Origin of the sequence: Vibrio sp. 10N.261.51.A3, assembly GCF_041471965.1 — a bacterium.
Lineage (GTDB): Bacteria > Pseudomonadota > Gammaproteobacteria > Enterobacterales > Vibrionaceae > Vibrio > Vibrio crassostreae_C.
In genome coordinates this window covers 1-1,063 of the sequence record NZ_JBFRPK010000162.1, presented here as the reverse complement: position 1 = coordinate 1,063, position 1,063 = coordinate 1, and the positions used below count along the sequence as shown (strand labels likewise).

Here is a 1,063-nt window from a genome sequence, read left to right as displayed (position 1 = left end):
CTTTTATCTTCAAGAAGAAGTAGTCGGTATCTCGATACCCATACCCCATTCGCTTGATTAGCTTTATCTTGTTGTTTATCCCTTCTAGGGTGCAGGTGTTTAGCGGATAACTTGCCGATGCGATAATACCGTGAAGATAAGGACTCAGTTTTCGTGCGAACTCTTTCAATGGCTTAATTCCACTCTCTTGTACTTGTGCCCACCACGCCTCCCAGAGCCCTTTAGCATGTGCTTCTGATTCACAATACCAAAGCTCTTTGAGCTGTGCCCCGAGTATATAAGTGGTCATTAAGTCCTTATTGATATTCAATATTTCTGTAAGATAGCTGTCTTGCCGTGGATTTAAGTTGCCTCTATTTTTCAACAACACCCAGCGTGAACGCTTGACCCATTGCCTCGCTTTTTTATCTTGCTTGAGTTTGTTGGCTTGGTCGACTCTGACTCTATCCATGACCTCACGGCCGAACTTAGCAACAACATGGAATAAGTCGTAAACGATTTTTGCGTTCGGGCAATGCGCTTGAACTTCAAGGTCAAAAGCCGTATTCATGTCCATCGCGACCGCTTCGATATTATTGCCATGCTTGCCTAACAGCTCGAAGAACGGTCGTATGTCCTTGCGGCTACGGCCTAACCCTATCCAAATGACTTGATGAGTCTTAGCGTCAGCAATGACCGTGGCATACCTATGCCCTTTAAAGATAGCGAACTCGTCCATGACGAGTTGCCTTAGCTCTTCCCATTTCACTGACGGTACAACTTGTCGAAGTCGGCGTTTATCTATCTCTTTAATGGTGTGCCAATGTACGCTTGTTAACTGGGAGATATGCTTAATGGGAAGAAGAGGCAGCAGTTGTTCTATATAACTTTTTAGGCGCTTCGTGATGCGAGCATAAGGCTCTAGCCAAGATAGAGACTCTGTTTTTATGCCGCAGTCACGACACTTAATTCTTCGTGTTTGAACGGAAAGTTCAACAGGAACACCGAGCAACATGGCTTCTTTCACATGACGCCATTGATACTCATGGATAGCTTCGGCTTCAAGACCACAAAGGCACTTAGC

General features: G+C 45.1%; 1 protein-coding gene. It reads right to left on the bottom strand.

The window, feature by feature from the left end; all coding sequences use genetic code 11:
• Positions 1 to 1,063: ISL3 family transposase (locus tag AB4371_RS22465; RefSeq protein WP_372150691.1), on the bottom strand; the 1,063-nt coding region annotated here is incomplete at both ends.